The following is a 22875-nucleotide window of genomic DNA, read 5'->3' as shown; positions in this document are numbered from 1 at the left end:
ATTCGGAAAGAAAATCCGAAAGGCCCTTACTTTTTACCTTCGCCGCTCGTTGGCGAGTTCGTCGTGCCTGCATTGTTCTTACCGTCACCTGGTTTTTTGCCAGTTCTGGATTGGTATACACTTATGATTGCCTGTTTTTCTTTTTGGCGATTTTTCTCTTCTGATTCATTCAATACTTCCAAACAATCGTCCCAGTATTTTACTTCTTCAGGAGTTAAATAGTCTGTTTCTAAAACTTTGTTTTTACTCAACTTTTCTTCCGATTCCAACTTTCCTTCTTTGGATTTTTCCAAAAGGATTTTAGCTTTATATAGTTGTAACAGACCTTGTTTTGCAAAATATAAATTCTGTCCTTGGTTCCCAATCTCTCTTTCTAATTTAGCCGCCTGCCAAGTATCCCTATAGATCTGAAGATGTTTTTCCATTACAGGGATGTATTGTTTTCCCGGAGCTTCCGTATTCAGTTTCAGATCTACAACCTTAGGCTGGATATCTTTCTCCAATGCGTCGGAACGATTGAACACTTCTTTTGCCTGAGCTTCTGCAAGTTGATCCAATTTTGTTTTTAAAGTTTGGAACTGGTTTCCTGCTGGTTCCCATTCTCCTCTTTGAAAAGAAGATTCTGCCTTTGAATAATCCGCAAGGGATGTGTCCCAGTCCGCCTTCTTCCCAAAATTTAAAAGACTAGTCCTAAGATATCTTAAAGACACCCAAGATTTTTTACGCAAAGAATAAGCTCTGGATTTTGGATCCACATTCGAGTTAGTCGGTTTGGTCTCCGGACTATCACTAGGGGCAACTTTTTTAGCTTCTTGGGAATAAGAAGAAGTGAAAGCCACGAGTGAGACAAGAATTACCGAAACTAGAGTGCGTATAGAGAAGAATGATCTAAGAAATAATTTCATTGGTTCGATCCGTGCGAACATTGATACTGGGAAAAGGAGTGTCTGGCAAGGCTTTTCTTTCAGGATGGATATATGCTTATTCTGAGATCCCAATCTCCTCGAAGAAAAGAGATCTTACAATCCTTAGGATTACATTTCCAAATCCTACCTTTGCCCATAGACGAAACTAGTCTTCACCAAGAAACACCCGTTAGTTATTTGGAAAGAGTAACCTTAGCAAAACTTGGACCGAAGCCGGAGATCGCGGAAGAAGTCATCCTAGCGTCGGATACTATAGTCGTTTTTCAAAATAAGATACTGCAAAAACCTGCAGATGAATCAGAAGCATTTTCTATGATCTCCGAACTTTCCGGAAAAACACATCAGGTCTTTTCTGGCCTAGGGATCATGACTAAGGATGAAAAAATTTTCAATTACGATGTTTCGGAAGTAGAATTCCATCCTTGGAACAAATCTGAAATTTTAGAATATATTAAAATTTGCAAACCGTATGATAAAGCAGGATCATATGGGATCCAAGATCCGAATTCGCCTGCGAAAAATTTCCAAGGATCTTATTCGAATATCTTAGGATTTCCGATCCGTAAATTTTTCTTATACCATACTCTTTGGAGTAGGTTTCTTTGATTATTTATTTGAGAAGAAGGAGAATTAAACGTAAAGATCTAGGAATCGACCTTTAGATGCAGAAGATTCTTGAGGTGTAGAACTTCCTTCTGGGCCATAAAGTTTTAGAGATTTTCCTAAATCCGAAAAATCCCTTTGGCGAATTGGCTCAATTGCAGGAACCCTAGACTGATTCAAAATCGGCTTGATATAAGTAAGATAATCTTCTTGAGCAGAAATTCTCTGTACGCCGTCGCTGATTCTCATTTGGCTTAAACCTATCTAAAAGATCGGAAAAATCTCAGATCTACTTTAGAAAAAGAATCGGATCATCCGCTTGACTCTCACGCAAATTCTTCCAAAATGATTTCCGTGGCCGATACCAAAGTTTCGAATTCCTACGATAATCTGATCGATTTTCTGCATAAGACCAAGCCTAGCCTGGAGTCTTTGCCTCAGATCCTATTTGTAGTCTCTCAGGATTCATACGAATTCGGCGTGGTTAGCGATCTATACAAGACAGCTTATAAAAAAAGTGCAGATCCTTATGAGATCGTAGTTTTCGTTGCTGAGCCAGGTGATCTAGATAATTTTCAGAACGAAGCCGGAAACCTGGACATGTTCGCGGCACAGAAATTATTTATAATCAAGTCTGGTGTTACATTCTTCAAACCTTGGCTGGGAAAAACAAAATCTAAAACTTCTCCCAAATCTTTTTCAGTTCCTGAAACGGTAAGAATTTTAATCCATTATGATCATTGGGATCTTCCTAAAGAACTCATCTCCATATTCGGAGACAAAGTTTCTCATTTTAAATCTTCTAAAATATTTCCCGATAAAAGAAAAGAAGCCTTTTTAAGAGCCTCCAAAGAAGTAGAAGTCAAATTAGACGATGAAGCGGAAGAAGAATTTTTACTCAAAGTAAATCCAAGTGCAGGCGCTTACTTAAAAAACTTAGAAAAACTGAAATTATACTTAGGCAAAAAAAGTTTCAATCTTGCAGATCTGAAAGAAGTATTATTCCAAAGTTCAGAATTCAGTTCTTCCGAGATCGTGGATTATTTTTTCGAAAAGGATTACGGAAGATTTTCCAGAGAATTCTCGAAATTCAAGATAGGGAAGGACTCACTTCTTATTTTTCTTTCTTTAGTGAAAGACCATCTGGATAAATTAAGAATTTATAAAATTATTCTGAGAATGTACGACAAGGTTCTGAGTGAAAAAGAACAATCTGACTTACTTGGAATTGGAGCTTACTCTCCAGCTCGAAAGAATCATACTTTCAAAAGACTTAGAAAAGAAAGTTCTGCTTTTAACGATCTGGAAATTAAGGAACTATACGAATTCTTATTGGAAATGAACCAAAAGATCAAAACAGGTTCCGAAAAAGAAGAAACAGTATATTACTTCTTCAGGAAGATGGAAGATTTTTTCCATCCTCGGAATCGAACAGTTCGAACTCGGTGATCTTTCTATAAATCGTTCTTTCAGAAATCCCTAATATTCTAGCGGCCTTTTCTCTATTCCCATTTACTAAGATCAAATTCCGTCTGATAATTTCCCTTTCATAATCTCTGAGTGGAATTCCGGTACGAACAGTAAGATTATCATTCTGTTTATATCCTGTTTCGAATAATTCAGGAGGAAGATGTTTTGTATCTAGTGTCTTCACATTATGCATGGAGACCATTGCTTCCAAAAGATTTTTTAACTGATGAAGATTGCCCGGATAATCGTACTCTAATAGGAACTTTCCTAACTTTTCCGAAATTTTAATATTTTTACGATTATATCTTTTACCGATCAGATCCAGAAAGAATCGAGTCAGTGGGGGAATATCTTCCTTTCTATCTCTTAATGTAGGAATTTTAACCTGAAGGGTTTGTATCTCAGTCATTAGAGATTCTTGTAATCTACCGGACTTTACTTTTTCGGTAAGATCCGGTTCATCAGAAAGTAAGTATCTATTCTTCCCTTTTTCATTCCGTATCTTTTGTAAAAGTTGCACTTGAAAACTTGGATTCAAATTTGAGAATGCTTCTAAAAAGATCGTAACTCCGGCTTTTCCGTCTAACTTAGAAAAGATCTCGGAGGTTTCTTCTTCAGATTCGGAAACAGAAAAATCAAAGACCTGGTATTGAGGAAACCTATCCTTACAGAAGGAATGGAACAAATAACCCAAATAACTTTTTCCGGTTCCCGATTCTCCTAAAAACAAGATGGGTAGATCGGAAGTGACCGCTTGTTTCATACGATCCAAGATTTTACGGGTAGAAGGGGATAATGCGATAAAATTAGATTCTTCCATGACTCTGCTACGGCTGAGAAACTTCCAGGATCTCTCCCTTTACTAAACAATCGAATTTGAATTTTTCCGTATTTATCAGATAATTTCGAGCAACGGAAGGATCACATTCTAAAATTTTAGCAGTAGAGAAAGTATATCGTTCTAACGAATCCGGTATTACTTCGACCCCCTCAGAAGAAAAAGAGGATGAAAGAAACGTAACCGCCCACACTCCTTTTTTTCCTTCTGAAAATCCGGATATGTTTGGAACTCGGATCCAGAAAGCCTTAGACCCAGATTTGACTAAAACCTTCGGAAAATTTCCAAAATATTCTGAATTGGAAGCTTCACTTACGGAAGAAGAGAACAAAGATGCAAAATTACTGCGGACGGGCTCGGAAGTAAGGATCTTCTCCTTCTTCACTTCTTCGTAAATACTTCCTAAACTCCATGGATTTAAGAATTCTCCCAGGGAATATTTACCTGCAAACTCCACTTTTTCGAGAGAAGAATCCTCCATTTTCATTTTTGGATCAGGAGAAACGCTGCTGCTGTATAATTTTCCTTCTTTGAATACCAAAGTTTTGGAATCTCTAGGAGTTACAATTTTCTGGAAGTAGGAGACTTCTCTGAATTCCGCTCCTCTTTTTGCCGCTTCTTTATGTTCCCTACGTGCTTCCGGCCCAGCATAAGAAGAATATAGAATGGAAACTTTAGAACCGATCTGACTCAAGCCTTCAATCGCAGCTCCATATCCGCTAATTGAATTGGAGGCCTTAGCATTTGTGAGAATGCTGATCATTCTTTCCTTCTTCTTTCCTGGAGAATCTTCCGAACTTAGAATCCTTCTTAATCGAAGAAGTGCATTCGTAAGATCCTGGGTGTTAGATTTTCCTTCTGATTTAAAATCTTTCCATTGTTTGATGAACTCTGAACGACTTGATTCAGGAAAAACTTTAGAACCATTCTCACTAAAGATGACCAAACGAAATTTTGTTTCCGGTTGCCATGAGATTGCTTCTAATTGCGACATAAATTCTTTTCTTTCAGGCGCGTAAGAATAAGAAGAATCCAGAACGATGATCTGTGACTTCGCAGTTCGGACAGGTTCTCTGGAATATTCTTTTATCTTTTTCTTTGGAACCAAAGGAAAGGAATCCTTGGTCAACTTCTCCAAGGTAGCAAATAGATCCTTTCTGCCTATTATGGAGTATTCTTCCATTTTAGAAAGGTTACAATCGTATACAGAACGATCTATCCGGATCTTCTCCTCGATAGACAACTGGTCTCGAACTACATAATCCGGTTTGAGCCTGGAGCATGTTTGTTTAAATTTTTCTCTGGAGACTTGAGGGATTAGAAAATCTTTTATTTCCGGATCGGAATTCGGAGAGAGTTGTTCTTTTATCTGAAGAGAATAGATCCTAGTCGCATAGAACTGGCCTAATTTTGCTAACTCGTAAGGCTTTTCACCAGTTCCTTCCAAGGAGGCAGGAGCTTGTCCTTCCCAATTTCCAGGAAGAAATACAACTGTCGTCGCTATTGCGTCGCTAGCCGCCAGAGTTAGCAGAGCAAAAAGAAAATTTCGGAAATTTTTTGACAATTGTGCGCTGCGAATAAATATTTTTTTACCAAAAAGTTGGCTGCTTTTAAATTTAAACGTATTCATTAAAAAATGGCTTGCGGAATCCGTTTAATGGATATATTCCTCAATTCCATCTGATCAAGGAGAAAATGATGATCAAGAAAGTAATCGTTATTGCACTATCTGCTGCATTGCTTACCTATTGCGGAGCGAACACCGCTCAAAAAGATGCTACTTCCGTTGGTGACGGAGGATGGTCTTTCGAAGGCTGGGGTGGACCACCTGAGCAAAGAAACGACGGTAAAACTCCAAGAGATACCAATCCTAAAGACTATTACTACATGAAGTTTGCTTCTCGCGCATCTGCTAAGGCTGTTGCGAAAAAAAGTCTCGCTATGATGCAGTCTACTTGCCGCGAAGCTTCCCGCTTACAAGGTGCTTCCGACGTTGTTAAAAAAATGGTCGGTGAGACTGTTGAATCCGCATCCGGAGTTTCTGACGGTGAAGCAACTGCTTCCGTTATCGTTGGTACTTCTGCAGGTATCGTTAAAGGAGTAGGAGTTTACGAGTGTAAAGCTACTGGTCCAGGATCTGATCCTAAAGATATCTCTAAAGACAACTGGGAAGAATGCCAGTGTGTTATTTACGCTAAATTCCCAGGTGGACGCGACGCTCTAGTTGCTAAAGCTCAAGAAGTTGGTAAATAATATTAAGTCAGTTTGAGTTTCTACTCTAACTGAAATGGAAAACCCCGCCTCGAAAAAAGGTGGGGTTTTTTATTTTCAAGGTCTATTCGGTTGGCTGTTGTTCGGATAGAGTTAAGCCGAATTCAGTTGCGAGAGAATTTGCTGATCCTTGAAAAATATCTCCTTTTTCAAATACCGTTTTTAAAGCAGTAGTTGCGGCCTTCTTCAATTCATCCTGTTTAACGGGATCGGTAGTCTTACTCAGTTCCAATAATTTTAAACTAGCGGCTTTTAGATTTCGAACACTATCACCTAAAAGAGGATCTCTGGATATATTAGAAGAAACAGGTTGGATCCAAATATCATGCAGATTATTTAACTTTCCGCCTTTTAAGATGGAACCATTACAACGGACTTTTGAGAATTCTCCACTTGCTTCCGACTCGAAACAAGACATTCCTTTTTCTAGTTTACCTTTAGAAGGAGAAGTTAAAGAATTTTTAGCAAACGCTGTATCTCCATCTCCTACTACAAATAGGACTGCATCATAAAAGTTTTTGAGAAGTGCAAAACCTTCTTTCCCATCTACTGTTCTAAGTTTCAGATATTCTGTGACTGTTTTTTTACCTTTGGCATCCGTTACTTCGAAGGGAACAATTTCTAATCCATTAACTTCTTCGAATTCATAAACCAAAGTGACTTGGTCTGATTTCTCTCTCGTTCCGGGATTTTTGTAAATGTGCTGATCCCCTCCGGAATATTTAGTTCCTACGATCTGGGTAACCGGGGCTTCTTCTTTCTTTTTATCACATGCGAGTAATACAAGTATGGTAAATATGAGTGCGATGGCTCTCATCAAATTCCTCCTGGAAAGGAATTATCAGCTTACTTTAGAAATTCTTTGTCAATCTCAATCCTGCGGATCAAGAAACTAGGCTCAAACTGTTTTGAGCTTCGCGAAGTATTTGGATCAATTTTTCGGGATCTTCCATCTTGAGAAGTTCTAGTCGCTTAGGTTCTACTTCTTTTCTGGATTGTATATAACGCACCAAATGTTTTCGGAGAAGTATCAATCCGTACTTATCTCCAAAGGTTTCTCTCATTAGCTGTAAATGACTTAAGGTTGTGGATACTATTTCTTCGAAACTAAGATCTTCTTTTTTAATATTAGAGAATATCCAAGGGTTTCCGATGGAATTCCTACCTACCAGAACTCCGTCGACTTTGGATTCTTCTTTTCTACGGACTGCTTCTTCGTAACTACTTACGTCTCCGTTTCCGAATATTGGGACTTTTCTTTCCGATTTGATATCTGCGATGGCATCCCAATCCGCTTTTCCTGAATATCCCATTTCACGAGTTCTTCCATGAACTGAAATTGCCATCACTCCGGATTCTTCTAAGATCCTGGACACTTCCATATAATTTCTGGAAGAATCATCCCAACCTAAGCGGATCTTTGCCGTCACCGGAATATCCAGTGCCTTTCTCATTTCTTCTATTATCTTTCCTGCATACACAGGTTTGCGGAGAAGTCCCACTCCGGATCCTCTCATAGAAACATTTCGAGCAGGGCAACCCATATTCAGATCTATAATATCAGGATTTAATTCGCGGATTCTTTTTGCAGCATCAACGATGATCTCAAGTTTATTGCCGAAGATCTGAAAAGTAATCGGTCTTTCTTCTTCACGAAAACGTAATAGAGATAATGCTTTTTTAGATCCGACAGCGAGACTATCGGTGGAAACAAATTCAGTATAGGAAAAGGCAGATCCGTATCTGCGGGCCATAGTTCTAGTCGGGCTATCACTGATCCCGGCCATCGGCGACATGGCCAACCAACCGGGAATTTCGACAGAACCGATACGAATCATTTTTCCTTACTTTCACGAATCACGGTACAATCTTGGACTCTATCATTGTCCTTGATGTCCACGACTCTGACTCCTACTGCAGTTCTTCCCATTTTAGAGATCTGGTTAGCTTCCGTTCTGATAACCATTCCTTGCTGGGTGACTAAGATGATCTCATCTTCTTCTCCCACGGAACTTACCGCAACTGCCGCTCCGTTTTTCTCTCCGGTTTTTAAGAAGGTCATTCCTTTACCTCCTCTACCTTTAGTTCCGAATTCTTCGAAACCTAAACGTTTTCCATAACCGTTTTCAGAGATCACGAATAGATTATCACCTTCTACCACTTTAGAAAGTCCTACGATCGCATCTTCACTGGAGAGTCTCATTCCAGTCACACCTTGCGCGGTTCTACCTTGAGCGCGGATTGTATCCATTTCAATTCGAAGTGCAAGTCCGTTAGCTGAAAAGATCATAACGTTATCACCTTTAATAACGGAAATTACTTCTATAAGTTGGTCTCCGTCTCTTAGGCCGATCGCGATGATACCTGATTTCTTAACATTACCGAATTCAGATAATTCTACTCTTTTGATAAATCCGTTTTTGGTTACGAGTAATAGATCTTTTCCTTTGTCTTCTTCTTTGAATGTGAAGATCGCAGAAACAGTTTCATTCTCACCAAGGCCTATGATCGCTTTTAAGGATTTTCCTCTGGCTTCTTTTGAAGCTTGAGGAAGTTCGTAAGCTTTCATCATGTATACTTTTCCTGTATTGGAGAAGAACATCACATTATCGTGGGTCATGGCAGTTTTCATGATCTTGACCACGTCTTCTCTTTTCTGAGAAAGTCCCTGGATCCCTTTTCCACCGCGTCTCTGTCTTTTGAAAGTATCCAGAGGAAGTCTTTTTACGAATTGATCATAAGTAATTTGTAATACAACTTCTTCGTCAGCGATCAGATCTTCTGCGTTAAAGGTAGAAGACTCTACACTTTCAAGACTAATATCTGTCTTTCTTTTGTTCCCGAATTTTTCGGAAACTTCGGACAATTCAGTACAAACGATGTCAGAAACTCTTTCAGGTTTTGCGAGAATATCTTTCAGATCCATAATTAGAGCTCGGACTTCTTCCAACTCATCGATTACCTTTTGGACTTCCAAAGAAGTTAATCTTTGTAGTCTCATCTCTAGGATCGCGTCAGCTTGGACATCCGAAAGAACGAATCGAGCCATCAATTGTTCTTTTGCTTCCGCAGCATTTTTAGATGCGCGGATCACTTTAATCACTTCTTCGATATTTTCGAGAGCAATCTTCAATCCTTCTAAGATATGAGCACGTTTTTCGGCTTTATCTAGATCGAATTGAGTTCTACGAACAATTACTTCTTTTCTGTGGATTGAGTAAGCAACGAGGATCTCTTTAATATTAAAGATCTTAGGTTTATTATCTAAGATCGCAAGCATCGTGATCCCGTAACTTACCTGAAGTTGAGTAAGTTTCAGAAGTTGATTTAAGATTACTTGCGCATTTGCATCTTTCTTAATATGGATCTCTACTCTGATCCCTTTTCTGTCGGAAAGATCTAAAATTTCGGAAATTCCTTCGACTTGTTTTTCGTTAACAAGCTCACCAATTCTCTCCAGAAGAGTCTTTTTATTTACTTGGTAAGGAATTTCAGTAACTACGATTACTTCTCTGCCCTTTTTATTCTCTTCTATCTCTACTTTGGAACGGATCCGAATTGAACCTTTACCGGAATGGTAAGCCGATAATAGACCTTCTCCGCCAATAATCGTTCCACCGGTAGGGAAATCCGGACCCGGCATTATTTTAAGAATTTCTGATATACTTATATCAGGATTTTTAATTACCGTGATAACCGCTTCAATCGTTTCTCTCAAGTTATGAGGAGGAATGTTTGTAGCCATTCCCACTGCAATCCCGGAAGAACCGTTTACGAGTAAGTTAGGAAAATTTGCAGGAAGTACATCGGGTTGCTGTTTAGTATCATCGAAGTTAGGAGAAAAATTTACCGTTTCTTTTTCGATGTCTCTTAAAAGTTCTTCTGCAACTTTTGCGAGCCTTGCTTCCGTATATCGGTATGCTGCAGGGTTATCTCCGTCGATTGATCCGTAGTTTCCTTGTCCGTCGATGAGAGGAACCCTAAGAGAAAATTCTTGGACCATACGAACTAATGCATCGTATACGGAGCTATCTCCATGCGGGTGATAATTACCTAATACTTCCCCGACGATTTTTGCACATTTAACGTAGGGGCGGTCGCTTCTCCAAGCCCTTTCGTTCATTGCATGTAGAATACGTCTGTGAACCGGCTTTAAACCGTCTCTGACATCAGGTAGAGCTCTTCCCACGATTACGCTCATAGCGTAACCCAGGTAGGCCTCCTTCATTTGATCTTCGATTTCGACAGGAATTACCCGGACGCCGTTCTTCAATGCCTCGCCGATATCCGGACGAGAAGAAAGGCTGAATCCTAAAGTTTTTGTTTCGTTCTCTAGCTCTTCGCTCATTTGTATTTAGAATTTCCTATTACCAATATATTAAAGATCGAGGTTCGCAACTTTTGCCGCGTTGACTTCGATAAAGCGACGTCTCGGATTTACTTCGTCGCCCATAAGTATATTAAATGTATCTTCTGCTTCCACATAATCATCGAGTTTTACTTTTAGAACGACTCGCTTTTCAGGATCCATTGTTGTTTCCCAAAGTTGCTCCGGATTCATTTCACCCAAACCTTTGTAACGTTGAATGACTGCCTTTTCCGTTCCGAGAGATTTAAGATATTCGTCCTTCTCTTTATCAGAAAATAGATAAGCGGATGTTTTACCGTGTTTAATCAAATACAACGGAGGTTGTGCAACATATAGAAACCCTTTTTCGATGATGGGCTTCATATAACGGAAAAAGAATGTAAGAAGTAACGTACGAATATGAGAACCGTCTATATCCGCATCCGTCATAATAAAAATTTTATGATAACGTGCTTTATCTACATTAAATTCATCTTCGCCGATCCCGGTGCCTAATGCAGAAACCAAAGTACGAATTTCTTCGTTACCGAGAATTTTATCTAAACGTGCTTTTTCTACGTTCAGAATTTTTCCTTTTAGAGGAAGGATTGCTTGGTAATGTCTATCTCTTCCTTGTTTAGCGGAACCACCGGCAGAATCTCCCTCTACAATATAAAGTTCGGAAGCAGCTGGATCCTTTTCAGAACAGTCTGCCAATTTTCCGGGAAGACCACCACCTTCTAATACCGATTTACGACGAGTTAAGTCACGAGCCTTACGAGCTGCTTCTCGAGCCTTAGCTGATAATATACATTTTTCTAATATCTTTTTAGTAATTGCAGGATTCTCCTCGAAGAAAAGAGAAAGACCTTCTCCAGTTAGAGTTTGCATGATCCCTTTGATCTCTGCGTTTACTAATTTTTCTTTTGTCTGAGAGTTAAACTGAGGTTGAGGGATTTTTACTGAAATTACAGCAGTGATTCCTTCTTTTAAATCTTCCCCAGATAATGCAGTAGGTTGTTTTTTTACTAGTTGCTGATCTTTCTTTAAAAAATCATTAAGAGTTCTAGTTAGAGCAGCACGAAAGCCCTCTAAGTGAGTTCCACCCAAGTTATTGTTTATATTATTGGTGAAACAAAAAATATTTTCAGAATATGTATCAGAGTATTGGATCGCGATTTCTGCGACTACATCGTCTTTATTTCTTTCGAAATGAATTGTTTTGTGAAGTGGATGTTTGTTCTCATTCAAATATTCTACGAAGGAAACAATTCCTCCATCAAATATGAACTCATGTTTTTCAGAGTCGGGCTTTCTTTTGTCCTGAACAATCAGTTTTAGACCCTTATTTAAAAACGCCAATTCTCTAAAACGAGAAGTAAGCACATCAAAATGGAATTCAGTTGTGGTAAAAATGGTCGCATCCGGCTTGAATCGGACCACTGTCCCTCTTTCGGTAGTGTCTCCGATTACGTTTACAGGACCCTTAGGCACGCCTCTGGAATACTTTTGCTGATGGATCTTTCCATTTTGGTAAACTTCCACTTCCAACGATTCAGAAAGTGCATTAACTACAGATACTCCCACACCATGGAGTCCACCAGAAACCTTATAAGCGTCGTTCTCAAACTTACCACCAGCATGTAGGATGGTCATAACAACTTCGATAGTGGAGATATTTTTTTCTGGGTGGATTGCTACTGGAATTCCACGCCCATTATCTTTTACTTCTATTATGTTATCAGGAAGAATAGAGATAGTGATCTCTGTACAATGGCCTGCCATTGCCTCGTCTACAGAGTTATCAACTACCTCGTAGACCATTTTATGAAGACCGGTCTCGTCTTGCGTCCCGATATACATTCCGGGGCGCTTACGTACAGCCTCTAATCCTTCTAGGATTTTGATCTGACCTGCGCTATAACTGCTTTCTGTTTGGCTCATTGGTCCTCCGGAATCTAGGAATAGTTTTCCTGAATTCGCTAAGGAGGCAAGGAAATTCGGCTTATTATTTAGAAAGAATGTCCTTCTCAGAGGAATTCAATCAGTTCTAAAAGTCTTTTTTTTGCGATAGGATCTGTTTCTTTTTCAGCTAAAGAAACTAGGTTTTGTTTGCCCTCCAATCCGGTTTTATCCGCAGTATATGAGGGGGATTTTTGTCTTTTAGGAGTGAGATTTCCTATCCTAATTTCAATTTTTTTTACTACATCTCTTCCTAGATAACGAGCAGAATAACTTAAGATCCTCTTTCTCATAAAAAGGATCTCTTGTTTGTATGCAGAGTGAACTGTTATGATGACCAACATATCACCGTTTAATGCAAACGGTTCGGAATGATTCGCATACACTGGACCTATTATGTCGACCCAACGTTTTGCTAAAGTTTGGACTGCAATTTTTTCCGCTAAACTTTCTTCAGTTAAACCCAAATCTTGAAGAATGTTTTTGAATTCCTGGGGATCAATTTTTTGTATCTTAGATTCTTCTTTCATTGGTAAGGAGTGACTAGTCCATTTTTGACCACAAAGATCTGTTTTTCGTCTTCTAGTCTTCCCACATAGTCGGAGATACCTTCGAGGTCAGTGGTAGTAAAAAAAGCCTGTCCTGAATTCAAAACAAGATCCACAAAATATTCTCTTCTTTTTACATCCAATTCTCGGATTACGTCATCAATCAGAAGGATAGGAGTTCTACCCAATTTTCTACGATAATACTCGAAAGCGGCCGCTTTTAAGGAAATTACAGTGCTTCTTTTTTGGCCCTGAGAAGCGAAATCCATTATATCACGATTATCTTCCCCGATATACAGATCATCCCTATGAATTCCCACGGAAGTATAACCTAGTTTTCGATCTCTATTAATATTCCTTTGTAAGGTTTCCTTAAAATTTTCCAGATCGAAAAAACTCGGTTTATATTCTAGAGTTAGATTATCCCTTCCGCCGCTTAACTTTTTTAGATTTTCTCTATAGATAGGATCGAATTCTAAAATGAATTCTTTTCTTTTATTAAATATACTGATCCCTTTTTCTATCAGTCTTTGATTCCAAATTTCGTAAAGACCAGGATCAGAAGAGCCACTTTTTAAAAGTGCATTTCTTTGTTTTAAGATACGATTATATTCTATTAGATCATTTAAGTAAGAAGGATCTAAAGAAGAAAGTAGACTGTCCAAAAACCTTCTTCTTTCAGAAGGCCCACCTTCTACTATAACTAGATCCAAAGGAGTCATCAAAACACTTAGGAACTTTCCTACTAAGTCGGATCTTTTTTTTACTTCTTCTTGATTAAATTTGAGTTTGCGGCGACTAACAGGTTTTTTAGAAAAACCTAATTCATAAATTTCTCTTTTATGATCTCTATCTACTTCGCCTTTGATATAATATCCATCTGAATTCCAGCGGATCAAATTCCCTTCTTCTGATTCTCTAAAACTTTTCAGCCAAGAGATCATAGAGATTGCTTCGAGTAAGTTTGTTTTTCCTTCTCCGTTTTCTCCCACAAAGAAAATAAGCCTGGAATGAAACTCCAGGCTTATCTGTTCGTGATTTCTGAAATTGAGAAGCCTTAGGCTTCGTAAAAACACGGATCTTCTCTTTTAAATTTTCATCGGCATGATTACCGATATAAAATCAGGATCAGAAGGATCCTTGAACACCACAGGTGAACTTGAATCGCTGAATTCTATTTTAAATTCATTATCATCAATGGACTTGAATACATCAGATAGGTATTCACCTTTGAAAGCTACGGTAACTTCGTCTCCGGAATAGTCGATCGGCATATTAATACTGACCTCATTCACTCCTTGTGTTTGAGCGTAGAAGTTAATATTATTTTTTGTGAATGTTAAACGTATCTGACGAGTAGGCTCTTCTGCAGCGATCAATGCTTGTCTAAGATAGATCTGGAATCCTTCTTTAGGAATTACCGCACTGAATTTAGAAGACTTAGGAATTACTTGTTCATAATTCGGGAAATTACCTTCGATTAGTTTACAAAGAAGTTCGATCTGATTTGCATTCACATAGATCTGATTGTCTATGATGCCGATCTTTCCTGTTTCTGCGGTAGCGATCATTTTAGAGATCTCTCTGATAGCTTTAGAAGGAATGATCACTGAATCTTTAAATTTCAAAGTTGTGGAAAGTGGCCTTTCGATCTTACATAACCTTCTGCCATCAGTAACTGCAAATACAAGTTTATCTCCCTTAGGAACCATAAACAGTCCGTTGAAGATATATCTTTGGTCTTCGTGTGCGATTGCATAAGAAGTTTTACGGATCATCTCTGCAAACATTGCGGTCGGAAAATCGGAGATATTAGAAGAGTCCACTTTAGGAATAGTCTTAATCTCTTCTGCATCCATTCCATTCAGTTTGTTTTTATAATCATTCTTTTTAGTAGCGTCAGTGATATAAGTAATACTTGAATCAGCATCGCCGTCTTCAGTCGAGAGTAAAGCCTCTTCGAAGTGAATAGTTTTAAAAATACTGGATAATTGTTTTGCTGGTAAAGAAATATCTCCCGACTTCTCTACTTGAGCATTTAATGATGTTTTAATAGATATCTCTAAGTCAGTCGCAGAAATAGATACTGAAGAAGTTTCAGCTTCTAATTTTAAGTTGGAGAGAACAGAACGTATCTCTCTAGCGGAGATCACTCCCTCTACAGCGTGAATCGCTTTTAGGAACTCGGATGTGTTCACTTTGATCTTCAATTTGCATTCTCCAATAATAAAGGTGATCTATATATAGATTCTTATATATGTACTGTTGTAGTACTTGTACCTGTGCATATGTAGATAAGAGTCATAACTCTTTAGATAAGGGAAATATGTCGCATATATATTGAAAAGTACAATTTCCAGGACCCGGAAAAAACTCCTGTGTATCTGTTATAATAACCTTCAAAACCGAAGTCTATAAGGGACAATAATTTTGTGTTATGTCTTATTTACTTGTTATAGGCAAACTATTAACTAGTTATTTACAAGTTATCTATAGGTCTATGTCGCCTTTCGATAAGAATTGAAACTAAGTTTTTTATTGGAAACGGAATCGATTCAGAACTTCTTCCACTTTAATGGAAAATTCTTTATCTTCTTTAATCTTATTTTCGATGTTACGAACCGCATGGATTACAGTCGTATGTTCCGCTGAAAACATTCTTCCAACCTGACTTTTATTCAGTCGAAAACCTTTATGTAATACATACATACTGAGATGTCGAGGAATCACATACTCAGGTTTTCTGCTCTTACCCATCACCTCATTCGGATCCAAGTTATATAGAGAAGAAATATGTTCTATAACCTTGTCTTGGCTGAGTTGGAAATTCTTTTTACGGAAGATACGATTCTTAAGTATCTCTTCTATCATCGTTGTGGTGAAGAATAGATGAGAGAATGCTCTTTTATGAAGAGCTAGATCATTCAAAGCGCCTAGAAGTGCTCGAGTATCATCTTCGATCAGGTCCGCGATGAACTGGATATGTTCGGAAGAAAGACCCAAATTCAAAATTTGGCAGTTCTTTTCTAAGATTCCGATACGAATATCTCTATCAGGCGGTTGGATATCCGCCTGAACACCGGTAACAAATCTGGATTTTAGTCTTTCATGTAGAGGAAGTTCGGAACTAGGACGATCCGATGCGATCACAATCTGTCTTTTTCTTTCAAATAGAAAGTTGAAGATAGAGAAGAACTCTTCTTGAGTTTTTTCCGCTCCTGTGTTCAAAAGTTGGATATCATCGATCAATAGACAATTGTAAGATTGGTACTTAATTTTAAAAGATTCGATAGAATCTCTGGATTGTAGAGCGAACAAGAACTCACTCATGAAGGACTTTATATCTACGTAATGTACTGTTTTCCAAGGTTCCTTTTTGAGAATTTCGGAACCTATAGAATGAAGAAGATGGGTTTTACCAACTCCTACTTTTCCGAATAAGTATAATGGATTGATCTCTGCAGGGTTTTTTACACATTCCATTGCCGCGCTGAAAGCGAGACGGTTCGTGTTACCTACGATAAAATTATCAAAAGAATAATCCGGATTAAAAGAATAAGACTTATCTTTGAATTTTTCCTGAAGAACTTCGTTTAGATTGGAAGCTGCTTCTAGAACGATCTCGACTGGGACTCTGTTTCCACTAGCTCTGAAGATCGCTTCTTCGATATGGTTTTGGTATTTTTTCTCAACATGTGTCTTAATATTAGAAGATGGAGCTATGAGGATGCAACGATCGTCTGTTAAACTCTCTAATTGTAAGGTATATATGAACTTATCAAAGTACGTAGGAGGAATTTCCTTGGAGACTTCCTCTAATACACGCTTCCAGCTAGGGTCCAAACAAAACTCCAAAGAAAAAAATCAAGAACACACCGACAACTTTATGAATACGAAACTCGTATTTGTCTCGGAAAAGAAAAAACTGAATTAGGAAACGGTCCGAAGGACCATCCGACGAGATTACACTATTTTTCTTCTATCAGTCGCATACAAATGAAAATTCGGAAATCGAAAAGGAAACCTTAGGAAAAACACAGTGGATTAGTGATAGATAAATCATTATGTCACTTAGTGTAATTACTAGTATTTTGTTATATTTAACCGTTGTTATGCGAAGTGAATGGTGAAGAATTTAAAGAAAATATAAAGGAATTTTTATTTTTGTTCTAGTAGTGAGAGCTCGTGTATAAGCAAAGATAACGCAATGTTCTCTTGTCCATGCACTCTTTCGTGTAATTTTTCTTTAAAACGAAAGATTGCTTCCATCTTTGGTAGATTAGAATCGAAATCCGATTTGGAAAACTCTTGTAATAATAATAATCCGATCAGGTCTAAGAAGTCCTTAAAGGAAAAATCTTCTTTCCAATCCGGATGTTCTTCTTTGTATTCCAGTATCCATTCTTCTAGTCTAAGATAATCCAATGGTTGTCTTAGGTTTCCATTGATCCTTTGAGAAATTTGTTCTAATACTGCAGGTGGACAATCAAAAGAAACCATACTTCCACCCTTGGCAGGAAAGTAAGGTATTGAAGTTTTATTATGTAGTTCTTTGATCACTTGTTGAGGAAGATAACCGAAAGGAATACAAACCGCTCTACTTACGATTGTTTCTTTCAATTGTTCCAAATCGTTTACTATAAATATAAAACGAGTAAAGAAGGGAGCTTCTTCTAAAGACTTTAATAATGCTGTCTCTGCTTCGTTACCTATCAAAGATGCATCCGGTATGATGATAAATCTAGTCTTAGAAAGATGCGGTCTATAATAAAGTCTTGTACGGATCAACCAACGGATAGTGAACTCTTCCGGATTGTCTTCTTTACCGATAGCGATCTGTTTATTCTTCTCTAATGGAAACCAAACAATATCCGGATGAGAATGATGCATGAATGCTCTGCAAGAAACGCAGTGCCCGCAAGAAGTCCCTTCTAAACAAAGAACATGTCTGATAAATCTTTCGACCGCAGATTCTTTTCCGGTGCCTTCCGGTCCGTGAAAGATTAGTAAGGGAGGAAGAAGGTCAGGTTGAGCCGAGTATTTTTTTAAGAATACTAGAGCCCTTTCTTGGCCTTGGATTTCCTCGATACCGAATGCGGAAGACATGTTCCTTTTATTAAGGTTTAATAAACAGGAGTCAACCAGTGTTTGTAGTTTTGGTTTTTTCCAACAACTAGATCAAAGAATGTGGACTGAAGTTTTTTAGTGATCGGTCCCATCTCTCCGGTACCTATCTTTCTCTTATCAACTTCACTGACCCAAGCGATCTGCACACCGGTTCCGGAAAAGAAGATCTCATCTGCGATATAAAGTTCACTTCTTGTGATATCTCTCTCGATGACTTCGAATCCTGAGTCTTTTGCAAGTTGAAGAACGGAACGTCTTGTAATTCCTTCTAACAAAGAAGAAGAGATAGAAGGTGTGATGATCTTCCCATCTCTCACTAAGAAAATATTCTCTGCAGACCCTTCGCTTACGAAACCTCTGCTGTCCAAGAAGATTGCTTCGTCGTATCCGTTCTGAACTGCTTCTGATTTTGCAAGAGCTGAGTTTACATATCCACCGGAAACTTTGGAGAGAGTAGGGATGACAGTATCGTCGAACCTTCTCCAACTTGATACCATAGTAGTGAGTCCACGCTTGGTGTCTAAGTAATCGTCCAACTCTAAAACATAAATTGCAAGTTCAGTAGGAACATCATGGAACCTAGGAGAAAGTTGCAGTGCAGAAGTATAGATGAAAGGTCTAAGATATACGTTCCTTCTGTATCCGGATTGTTTAAGAAGATCTAAGGTTATGTCGCGGAGCTCTTCGGGAGTCTTTGTGAATTGTAACTGCATGATCTTAGTAGAATTCACAAGACGTTTATAATGATCTAAGATCCTGAAAACATATAAGTTATCGGAACTAGAGTCATAATATCCTCGGATACCTCCGAAGACAGTGGTTCCATATTGTAAGGCGTGAGTTTTGATGTTTATATTTGCTTCGGACTCCGGGACTATTTTTCCTTCGAAGTAAGAGAGTTTCTTGATGGATTCGGGCATGTACAGGGAACCTGAAAGTGATACTATTGATTACATGATTCTAAGCATAGGCTCTACTGTCGACTAATGATCGATCTTGTGAAGTGCTTATGCAGGAGTGCTAGGTCTTAATGAATTCTTCTTTTTTTCCCAATCGATTTGATTGTGTTGTGGTCGGTGCGGGCCACGCGGGCTCCGAGGCTGCCTATGTCTCATCTCTTGGTGGTGCTAGAACTTTACTCATCACAATGAACTTAGATACGATCGGACAAATGTCCTGCAACCCAGCCATCGGTGGGATCGCAAAAGGACATATGGTTCGAGAAGTAGATGCACTTGGTGGCTTAATGGGAAAGGTCATCGATGCTACAGGTATTCAATTCAAAATGTTGAATACATCTAAAGGTCCTAGCGTTTGGGCGCCGCGTGCTCAAGCGGAGAAAAAAGAATACCAACTTAAAGTAAAGCACACACTTGAATCCATACAAAACTTATCCATCAGACAAGATACGGTAGAAGATCTTTTGATCGAAGAAGATCGTATTGTTGGAGTTCGGACAGGAAGAGGTTTTGAAATTTTCACCAATCATGTGATCTTAACTACCGGAACATTCTTATCTTCCATCGTTCATATAGGAACTTATCAAAAAGAAAACGGAAGATTCGGAGAACCTACAGTTAAAGGTCTTTCTCATTCACTCGCTAAGTATAATTTAAAATTAGGAAGATTGAAGACTGGAACTCCACCGAGAATTCATAAAAATTCAGTGAATCTTTCCGTGATGAGTGTGCAAGAAGGTGATTCGGATCCTTCTCCTTTTTCTTTTTCTACAACTAAGATCACTCGGAAACAGATTCCTTGTTATATCACTTACACGAATGAAAAAACTCATGCACTGATCAATGAGAACATTCATCTTTCCCCTATGTATTCTGGTCAGATCAAATCGACTGGGCCTAGATATTGTCCTTCGATTGAAGATAAGATTGTTCGTTTTGCAGATAGAGAAAGGCATCAAATCTTTTTGGAACCGGAAGGTTACGATACACAAGAGATCTATTTGAATGGAGTATCCACTAGTCTTCCGGAAGAAGTGCAATGGAAACTTGTGCGCTCGATTGCAGGTCTAGAAGAAGCTGAGATCTTAAGACCTGGATATGCGATTGAGTATGATTATGTTGATCCTACTGAATTAAGACCAACCTTAGAAACAAAAAAGATCAAAGGTCTTTATCATGCGGGACAGATCAACGGCACTACAGGTTATGAAGAAGCTGCGGCTCAAGGTTTGGTTGCTGCTTACAGTGTACTTTCTTCATTAAGAGGGGAGGAGCCGATGTTGTTCTCTAGAGGAGAATCTTATATCGGAGTTCTTGTAGATGATCTAGTTCATAAAGGTGTAGAAGATCCATATAGAATGTTTACTTCTCGTGCGGAACATAGGCTTCTTTTAAGACAGGACAATGCGGATCAAAGACTTATGAAGTACGGATATAAGATGGGTCTTGTATCTGAAGAAACCTTCAATGAGATGACTAGCAGATATAAAAAGATCTCTGAGGTTAAGGAGAAGATACAATCTACTCCGCTAAAACCTTTACCTGAGTTTGAAGCTTTATTGGAAAGAAAAGGAATCCAAAGTTTAAAGTACGGCGCAAAGCTAGATTCGTTTTTGAAAAGACCTGAGATAGCTCTCGAAGATATAAAATTCCTTTTGCCTGAGTCGGAAGAACTAAGCGCTCAAGATAGAAAGGTCATCGAGATGGAAATCAAATACGAAGGTTATATCAAAAGAGAACAAGATACTATCGATTGGAAAAATAGATATCTTACTACTCCGATACCTGAAACAATCGATTACTCTTTAGTGCCTGGTATTAAAAAAGAAGCCATCCAGAAACTTACGAAACATCGTCCTTTAAATTTAGAAAAGGCAGCTCAGATCTCTGGTGTAGATCCAAGCGATATTGATATGCTTCTTTTCTATATTAAAGGAAGAAAACCTAGTCCGGTTTAAACTTCTTTAAAGACTACCGATGAAACAGAAACCCCGGGTTACCTCGGGGTTTTTTATTCTCTTTTACGGATTGTTATATTTGGTATGTTCATCTGAAAGCGCATGTTGGAATTCCAACGTTTCACGTGAAACGTTTTTCCTAAAAAACGCTGTAGCTCTATATGTTCTCTTCTAACTTTTTATCAATTCTCATGAATTCGAACAAAGTTAAAGGCACGCAAGGTTACTCAAACTATATTGAAGAGTTCATCAAAGCTACATCGGAGATTGATTTTTTCGATCTTCATAAAGACTTCCTGTCTTATATTCCGAAAGAGAAGGGGACAGTTTTAGACCTTGGTGCGGGTATCGGAAGAGACGCTTCTATTTTCTCTAAGATGGGACACTCAGTTGTAGCAGTAGAACCACTTCAAGAGTTCAGACAAGCAAGTGCTCATCTATATTCTTCTGATCAAATCATATGGATAGATGATTCATTACCAAGTCTTACCAAACTTTCAGAATATCATAACCAATTTGATTTCATTCTAGCATCCGGAGTCTGGCATCACTTGAATGAAGAAGAACAGTTACTTTCTATAGAAAGAGTTTCCGAACTTCTGAAATCAAAAGGTATCTTTGCAGTTTCCCTTCGAAATGGACCGGCCGGTGCTGGGACTCATGTGTTTCCAACAGATGGAAAGATCAGTATTGATCAGGCTTCTAAGTTTGGTCTTAAGAATTTGTTAATGATAGAGAACCAACCAAGTTTAATGAAGAATAAAGAAGATGTTACTTGGACTAAGTTGGTCTTTCAAAAAATGTAGGATTACTTCTTCCGGAAGATATAAAAAAGGGAGAGCAGTTGCCCTCCCTTTTCTCCGTTTCACGTGAAACGCTGAGGGTTATTTTCCGTAAACAAGCTCGTGAGTTTTTTCCACAGCCCATTTATCTCCTTGCTTGATCAAGAAAGTGAACTGCTGTAAACGATTTTCTTTGTCCCAGATCAGTCGGTTCATTCTTTCAATCGTTCCTTGAACATTCATACGGCTTAAAAGTTTTCCATTTGAATCAAAAGTTAGGACAGTAGATGCAGCTTGTTGTTTATCTTCGTTGTAAATGTTCTGTTGAAATAGTCCCGGCTTGTTCGGGTCCTTAACTATAGCAAATCTTTCTGTGAGTTTTGCATCAGCCCATTCGGTTTGAGCTTCTTTTATTAAACCGTTTTCACCCCAAGAGATGATAGTACATGTAAGTATATTCTTTCCGTCTTTATCAACTAGCTCAATAGAAGAAAGGACTCCTGATTTATTGTATCCGAAGTTTTTGGATTCAAGATTCAATCCGTCTTTATTATAGAGTTCTTCTTTTAGGATTTTTCCATCTTTGTATACAAACTTTGTGAAACCATCAGGCTTCCCATCTTGTCCGATATAGTTTTCTTTCACTAATTTTCCGGAAGCATCATATTCATACTTTGCAGTATAGATTATATTACCTTTGGAATCTCTTACTAGCTCTTGGCTAGGTCCGCCCTTTTCAAAACCTAAAATGATCCTATCAGTATGGGACCATTTTCCAGGAGTAAAAGAATAGATCGGGCCGATGCAGAAGATGAAAACGAAAGAGAAGAATACTCTTTTTAACATGGAGATTACCTCCCCCTAGACATCGACTATTTGCGTAAAATGTTAAGAGTCTTTTTAGGAAATTTGAATGGGTTTCTTCCGTAATGATACCGGATCAAGATCAGATATTGGGGCCTTTTCTTTTTGTAGTATCTGTAAGACTCTTGGAATCTCATTTTATTTCGGTAGGAAGTCCTACATAAAATTATAACATTCCATTCATGGAATAAAAGGAAAACTCCTTGCAGAGGGGCAACG

General features: G+C 38.4%; 20 protein-coding genes. 5 read left to right on the top strand and 15 right to left on the bottom strand.

The window, feature by feature from the left end:
- Nucleotides 1-26 precede the first annotated feature (26 nt).
- The gene (locus tag EHO58_RS02235; RefSeq protein WP_135678348.1) at nt 27-905 is read right to left on the bottom strand and encodes a hypothetical protein; all 879 of its coding nucleotides are present in this window, start codon (nt 903-905) and stop codon (nt 27-29) included.
- A 72-nt stretch (nt 906-977) separates the two neighbouring features.
- Between EHO58_RS02235 and EHO58_RS02230 the strand changes: the two genes are divergently transcribed.
- Entirely contained in the window at nt 978-1532 is a 555-nt protein-coding gene (locus EHO58_RS02230; RefSeq protein ID WP_135627924.1) for a nucleoside triphosphate pyrophosphatase, read from the top strand.
- 24 nt (nt 1533-1556) lie between these two features.
- On the opposite strand, the gene EHO58_RS02225 is transcribed toward EHO58_RS02230, so the two are convergent.
- On the bottom strand, nt 1557-1778 hold the full coding sequence (locus EHO58_RS02225; protein ID WP_135627925.1) for a hypothetical protein: 222 nt from the start codon (nt 1776-1778) through the stop codon (nt 1557-1559).
- 96 nt (nt 1779-1874) lie between these two features.
- On the opposite strand from EHO58_RS02225, the gene EHO58_RS02220 reads away from it, so the two are divergent.
- Nucleotides 1875-2978: a DNA polymerase III subunit delta gene (locus EHO58_RS02220; protein WP_100708659.1), complete on the top strand. Its 1104-nt coding sequence runs from the start codon at nt 1875-1877 to the stop codon at nt 2976-2978.
- On the opposite strand, the gene EHO58_RS02215 is transcribed toward EHO58_RS02220, so the two are convergent.
- On the bottom strand, nt 2923-3819 hold the full coding sequence (locus EHO58_RS02215) for an AAA-type ATPase lid domain-containing protein (RefSeq protein WP_135627927.1): 897 nt from the start codon (nt 3817-3819) through the stop codon (nt 2923-2925). The genes EHO58_RS02220 and EHO58_RS02215 overlap by 56 nt on opposite strands.
- Before the next feature lie 7 nt (nt 3820-3826).
- The gene (locus EHO58_RS02210; RefSeq protein WP_135678346.1) at nt 3827-5401 is read right to left on the bottom strand and encodes an LIC10012 family protein; all 1575 of its coding nucleotides are present in this window, start codon (nt 5399-5401) and stop codon (nt 3827-3829) included.
- A gap of 134 nt (nt 5402-5535) precedes the next feature.
- Between EHO58_RS02210 and EHO58_RS02205 the strand changes: the two genes are divergently transcribed.
- Nucleotides 5536-6090, top strand: coding sequence for a lipoprotein LipL21 (locus EHO58_RS02205; RefSeq protein WP_100709231.1), 555 nt, complete (start codon nt 5536-5538; stop codon nt 6088-6090).
- Between the two features lie 82 nt (nt 6091-6172).
- Here EHO58_RS02205 and lenA read toward each other — a convergent pair whose 3' ends face one another.
- From lenA to EHO58_RS02155, 10 genes are all read right to left on the bottom strand, one after another.
- Nucleotides 6173-6925, bottom strand: a complete 753-nt coding sequence (gene lenA, locus EHO58_RS02200; protein ID WP_135678344.1) for a lipoprotein LenA — start codon at nt 6923-6925, stop codon at nt 6173-6175.
- Nucleotides 6926-6992: 67 nt separating this feature from the next.
- A complete protein-coding gene (locus EHO58_RS02195) occupies nt 6993-7946 on the bottom strand; it encodes a tRNA dihydrouridine synthase (protein ID WP_135678342.1) in 954 nt (317 codons plus the stop codon).
- A complete protein-coding gene (gyrA, locus tag EHO58_RS02190; RefSeq protein WP_135627931.1) occupies nt 7943-10456 on the bottom strand; it encodes a DNA gyrase subunit A in 2514 nt (837 codons plus the stop codon). Before gyrA ends, EHO58_RS02195 begins: the two co-directional genes overlap by 4 nt.
- 30 nt (nt 10457-10486) lie before the next feature.
- Nucleotides 10487-12400 (bottom strand): DNA topoisomerase (ATP-hydrolyzing) subunit B, encoded by a 1914-nt coding sequence (gene gyrB, locus EHO58_RS02185; RefSeq protein ID WP_135678341.1) that lies wholly within the window; start codon nt 12398-12400, stop codon nt 10487-10489.
- Nucleotides 12401-12486: 86 nt separating this feature from the next.
- On the bottom strand, nt 12487-12948 hold the full coding sequence (locus EHO58_RS02180; protein WP_135627933.1) for a DciA family protein: 462 nt from the start codon (nt 12946-12948) through the stop codon (nt 12487-12489).
- A complete protein-coding gene (recF, locus tag EHO58_RS02175) occupies nt 12945-14042 on the bottom strand; it encodes a DNA replication/repair protein RecF (protein ID WP_135678340.1) in 1098 nt (365 codons plus the stop codon). The genes EHO58_RS02180 and recF overlap by 4 nt, the downstream gene beginning before the upstream one ends.
- A gap of 12 nt (nt 14043-14054) precedes the next feature.
- Nucleotides 14055-15176, bottom strand: coding sequence for a DNA polymerase III subunit beta (gene dnaN / locus EHO58_RS02170; RefSeq protein WP_135627935.1), 1122 nt, complete (start codon nt 15174-15176; stop codon nt 14055-14057).
- A gap of 325 nt (nt 15177-15501) precedes the next feature.
- Nucleotides 15502-16809, bottom strand: coding sequence for a chromosomal replication initiator protein DnaA (gene dnaA / locus EHO58_RS02165; RefSeq protein WP_135627936.1), 1308 nt, complete (start codon nt 16807-16809; stop codon nt 15502-15504).
- A gap of 315 nt (nt 16810-17124) precedes the next feature.
- Nucleotides 17125-18072, bottom strand: coding sequence for a hypothetical protein (locus EHO58_RS02160; protein ID WP_135678338.1), 948 nt, complete (start codon nt 18070-18072; stop codon nt 17125-17127).
- A 17-nt stretch (nt 18073-18089) separates the two neighbouring features.
- Nucleotides 18090-19013, bottom strand: coding sequence for a branched-chain amino acid transaminase (locus EHO58_RS02155; RefSeq protein WP_135678336.1), 924 nt, complete (start codon nt 19011-19013; stop codon nt 18090-18092).
- Nucleotides 19014-19123: 110 nt separating this feature from the next.
- Here EHO58_RS02155 and mnmG point away from each other — a divergent pair, with 110 nt between their 5' ends.
- Together mnmG and EHO58_RS02145 are read left to right on the top strand one after the other, a co-directional pair.
- Nucleotides 19124-21010 carry a tRNA uridine-5-carboxymethylaminomethyl(34) synthesis enzyme MnmG gene (gene mnmG / locus EHO58_RS02150; RefSeq protein ID WP_135678333.1) on the top strand — a complete coding sequence of 629 codons (1887 nt, stop codon included), beginning with the start codon at nt 19124-19126 and terminating at the stop codon, nt 21008-21010.
- 191 nt (nt 21011-21201) lie between these two features.
- Nucleotides 21202-21816, top strand: a complete 615-nt coding sequence (locus tag EHO58_RS02145) for a class I SAM-dependent methyltransferase (RefSeq protein WP_135678331.1) — start codon at nt 21202-21204, stop codon at nt 21814-21816.
- Between the two features lie 78 nt (nt 21817-21894).
- On the opposite strand, the gene EHO58_RS02140 is transcribed toward EHO58_RS02145, so the two are convergent.
- Entirely contained in the window at nt 21895-22638 is a 744-nt protein-coding gene (locus EHO58_RS02140) for a hypothetical protein (RefSeq protein WP_135678328.1), read from the bottom strand.
- Nucleotides 22639-22875: the final 237 nt, after the last annotated feature.

This window comes from Leptospira selangorensis, from assembly GCF_004769405.1.
In the GTDB taxonomy this organism is placed as follows: Bacteria; Spirochaetota; Leptospiria; order Leptospirales; family Leptospiraceae; genus Leptospira_B; species Leptospira_B selangorensis.
The sequence above is the reverse complement of the archived record's forward strand: the minus strand, read 5'-3'. Positions and strand labels throughout refer to the sequence as shown.